This window comes from Streptomyces sp. NPDC058221, from assembly GCF_042882365.1.
GTDB lineage: Bacteria > Actinomycetota > Actinomycetes > Streptomycetales > Streptomycetaceae > Streptomyces.
This window is the reverse complement of record NZ_JBHVWF010000282.1, coordinates 1-3867: the sequence shown is the minus strand read 5'-3', so window position 1 is coordinate 3867 and position 3867 is coordinate 1. Positions and strand designations below refer to the sequence as shown.

2 protein-coding genes are annotated in these 3867 nt (G+C 68.3%); one reads left to right on the top strand and one right to left on the bottom strand.

The window, feature by feature from the left end; all coding sequences use genetic code 11:
* Positions 1–206, bottom strand: a 206-nt coding sequence (locus tag ACFVW8_RS38620; protein ID WP_389698649.1) for a hypothetical protein, incomplete at its 3' end; no start/stop codon positions are given.
* On the opposite strand from ACFVW8_RS38620, the gene ACFVW8_RS38615 reads away from it, so the two are divergent.
* A partial coding sequence (locus tag ACFVW8_RS38615) for an SDR family NAD(P)-dependent oxidoreductase (RefSeq protein WP_389698647.1) occupies positions 156–3867 on the top strand: 3712 nt, incomplete at its 3' end. The genes ACFVW8_RS38620 and ACFVW8_RS38615 overlap by 51 nt on opposite strands.

Here is a 3867-nt window from a genome sequence, read left to right as displayed (position 1 = left end):
GCCCGCAGCTGCTGACTCTGTTGAAGGCTCTCGCTCACGTTCATGTTCATGGTGGTGCGGTGGTCGATTGGAGTGGTTTCGTTTCTGGGGATGGTTGCCGGTTGGTTGATTTGCCGACGTATCCGTTCCAGCGTGAGCGTTTTTGGTTGGAGGGTGTGGGTGGTGTGGGTGATGTGGGGTCGGTGGGTTTGTTGGCGGGTGGGCATGCGTTGTTGGGTGCGGTGGTGGAGTTGGCGGTGGGTGAGGGTGTGGTGTTGTCGGGTCGGGTGTCGTTGGGGGTTCAGTCGTGGCTTGGGGATCATTCGGTGGGTGGGGTGGTGTTGGTTCCGGGGGCTGCGTTGGTGGATGTGGTGTTGCATGCGGGTGGGTTGGTGGGTTGTGGGTGTGTGGAGGAGTTGGTGTTGGAGGTTCCTTTGGTGTTGGGGGTGGGTGTGGGTGTTCAGTTGCAGGTGGTGGTGGGTGGTGTTGGGGATGATGGTGGGCGTGAGGTGGGTGTGTATTCGCGGGGTGAGGGTGTGGAGGTGTGGTCGCGTCATGCGTCGGGTCGTTTGGGGGTGGGGTCTTCGGGGGGTGTGGTGAGTGCGGATGTGTCGGTGCCGGTGTCGGTGCCGGTGTTGGGGGTGTGGCCGCCGGTGGGTGCGGTGTCGGTGGATGTGTCGGGTTGTTATGAGCGGTTGGCGGCGCGTGGTTATGTGTATGGGCCGTTGTTTCGTGGGTTGCGTGGGGTGTGGCGGGATGGGGATGTGACGTATGCGGAGGTGGAGTTGCCTGCGGGTACTGATCCGGGTGGGCATACTCTGCATCCCGCACTCCTCGACGCCAGCCTCCACGCCATGGTGCTGGGCGGTCTGGTCGAGGACGCGGACGAAGGGATGGTCCGTCTCCCGTTCAGCTGGAGCGGCGTGAACGTGACCGCCACAGGGGCCACCAGCCTCCGTGCAGTGCTGGAGTCGAAAGGGTCGGACCGCCTGAGCATTGCCTACTACGACTCGACCGGCGCACCGGTCGGCTCCGTCGACTCCCTTGTCCTGCGCTCGGTCTCGCAAGAGGCGCTCAGTGGTCGGGGCGACGAGCTTCGGCGCTCGCTCTACCAGGTGGACTGGACACCTCTAGTCGCGCAGCCTGTCACCCATTCCGAGACGTCCACGCCTGCAGGCACCGCCAGGACCTCGGGGCCGACGGCATTGCTCGGCGCTGTCGACCCCCGCCTTCCCGGGATCCGCGCATATGCGGGACTGGCCGCGCTCGCCGCCGCCGTGGAGCAGGGCGAGCCGGTGCCCGATGCCGTGGTGTGGGCGGTGAACGCCGAGGGCGAAAGTCTTGTGGAGGCTACGCACGATGCCGTTCGCGCGGCAGCCGACTTGGCGCGTCAGTGGCTGGAGGCGGAGGCCTTCGCCTCGTCGCGCCTGGTCGTGCTCACCCACGGCGCCTCGGCGGTCCAGAGCGGGGAACATGTCACCGGGCTGGCGGAAGCCGCTGTCTGGGGTCTGTTCCGCTCCGCCCAGCTTGAGCACCCCGACCGGTTCGTACTCCTCGATGCGGACAACTCTGTCCACTCGACCGCCGGATCGTCGTCAGCCGGCCTCGACGCCGCGCTCCCCCTTGCCCTGAGCTCGGGTGAAGGACAGGTTGCCCTGCGAGGCGGCGCCCTGTTCGTACCTCGTGTGGCCAGGGCTGATGGGGCTCCCGTACTCACCCGGCCGACGACGCCGTGGCGGCTGGACGCGACCGAGAGGGGAACGCTGGACAACGTAGCGCCGGTCGAGCACCCCGAGGCCTTGCGGCCGCTGGCCTCCGGCGAGGTCCGGGTAGCGATGCGCGCAGCCGCGCTGAACTTCCGCGATGTGCTGATCGCCCTGAACATGTATCCGGGTGAGGCAGTGCTCGGCAGCGAGGGCGCCGGGGTTGTCACCGCGGTGGGCTCCGGCGTCACTGACCTCGCCCCCGGCGACCGTGTAATGGGGCTGTTCGAAGGAGCGATCGGCCCGATCGCCGTTGCAGACCGACGGCTGATGGCGCCCATGCCCCGGGGCTGGAGCTTCGCCGAGGCCGCTGCCACGCCGATCGTGTTCATGACGGCGTATCACGCCCTCACCGACCTCAGTACTCTGCGAGAGGGGCAGTCCGTACTGGTTCACGCTGCTGCCGGCGGGGTCGGGATGGCCGCCGTACAGCTCGCGCGCCATCTCGGCGCCGAGGTCTTCGGCACGGCCGGCACGGGCAAGTGGGACACCTTGCGCAAGCTCGGCCTCGACGACCTGCACATCGCTTCGTCGAGGACGCTCGACTTCGAGAGCGAGTTCCTCGCCAGGACCGACGGCCGCGGGATGGACGTCGTGCTCGACTCACTGGCCGGTGAGTTCGTGGACGCGTCGTTGCGGCTGCTGCCGCGCGGTGGCCGCTTCTTGGAGATGGGCAAGACAGACATCCGCGATGCCGAGGAGGTCGGTGCCGCACATCCTGGCGTCTCCTACCGCGCGTTCGACCTGATGGAGGCGGGCCCCGACCGCATCCAGGAGATGCTGGTGGCGCTGCTGGAGCTGTTCACCACCGGTGCGCTCCGCCCGCTGCCGGTCACCTCCTGGGAGGTCGGCAGGGCCGTAGAGGCGTTCAGGTTCCTGGGTCAGGCCAAGCACGTCGGCAAGGTGGTGCTGACGCTTCCGCCTGCCCCGAACCCCCAGGGTACGGTTCTGATCACGGGCGCCACCGGGGCCATCGGTCGGCTGGTCGCGCGGCGTTACGTCACCGAATACGGTGCCCGCAATCTTCTGCTGGTCAGCCGCAGCGGTGCGGCGGCCGACGGCGCCGCCGAGCTCGAAGCCGAGCTGACGGCCCTCGGTGCCTCCGTGACCGTCGCCGCCTGCGACACGTCCGACCGCGAGGCGCTGGCCGCGGTGATCGCGACGATCCCCGCCGATCGGCCCGTGAGCTCGGTGGTGCACGCGGCAGGCATCATCGATGACGGCGTACTGACGTCGCTGACACGAGAGCAGCTCGCTGCTGTCCTGCGGCCGAAGGTCGACGCAGCCTGGCACCTCCATGAGCTCACCCTGGACCACGCCCCGGCTGAGTTCGTCCTCTTCTCCTCGGTTGCGGGAGCGATCGGAAACGCGGGGCAGGCCAACTATGCTGCCGCGAACGCCTTCTTGGACGCGCTCGCCCAGCACCGGCAGGCACAAGGGCTTCCCGCGACCTCGATTGCCTGGGGAGTGTGGGATACCAGTGACGGTATGGCCGAAGTGCATGCCCGCCAGCGCGCCGACCGCTCCGGCATCCAGCCTCTTCCGATCGACGCCGGGCAGGAACTCCTCGATGGGCTGAGGCAGTTGGCGCGGCCGTCCGTGATTGCGGCCAGGCTCGACCCGGCGTCCCTGCGCGACAGGGCCGCCGCCGGAAATCTCCCGTCGATCCTGTCCGGCCTCGTCCAGACCACGACACGCCGAACGGTGCGGGCCGCCACCGGCGAATCGGCACTCGGCCGACGGCTGGCTCAACTCCCCGTCGCCGACGGTGACCAACTGCTCCTGGACCTTGTCCGGTCCGAAGTGGCCGCGGTTCTCGGTCATGCGACACCGGACGGTATCGAGCCCACCCGCCCCTTCGGCGACATCGGCCTCGACTCACTGACAGCAGTGGAGCTGCGCAACCGGCTCGACACCGCGACTGGCGTCCGGCTCCCCGCCACCCTTGTCTTCGACTATCCGACCCCAGCAGCACTCGTCCCCTTCCTGCGCGGCGAGCTCGTCACCACGACCGCGGACCAGAGCCTTCCCGTTGCCGGGTCGGTGGTTTCCTCGGTGGTGGATGAGGAGCCGATTGCGATTGTGGGGATGGCGTGCCGGTATCCGGGTGGGGTGGGTTCGCCGG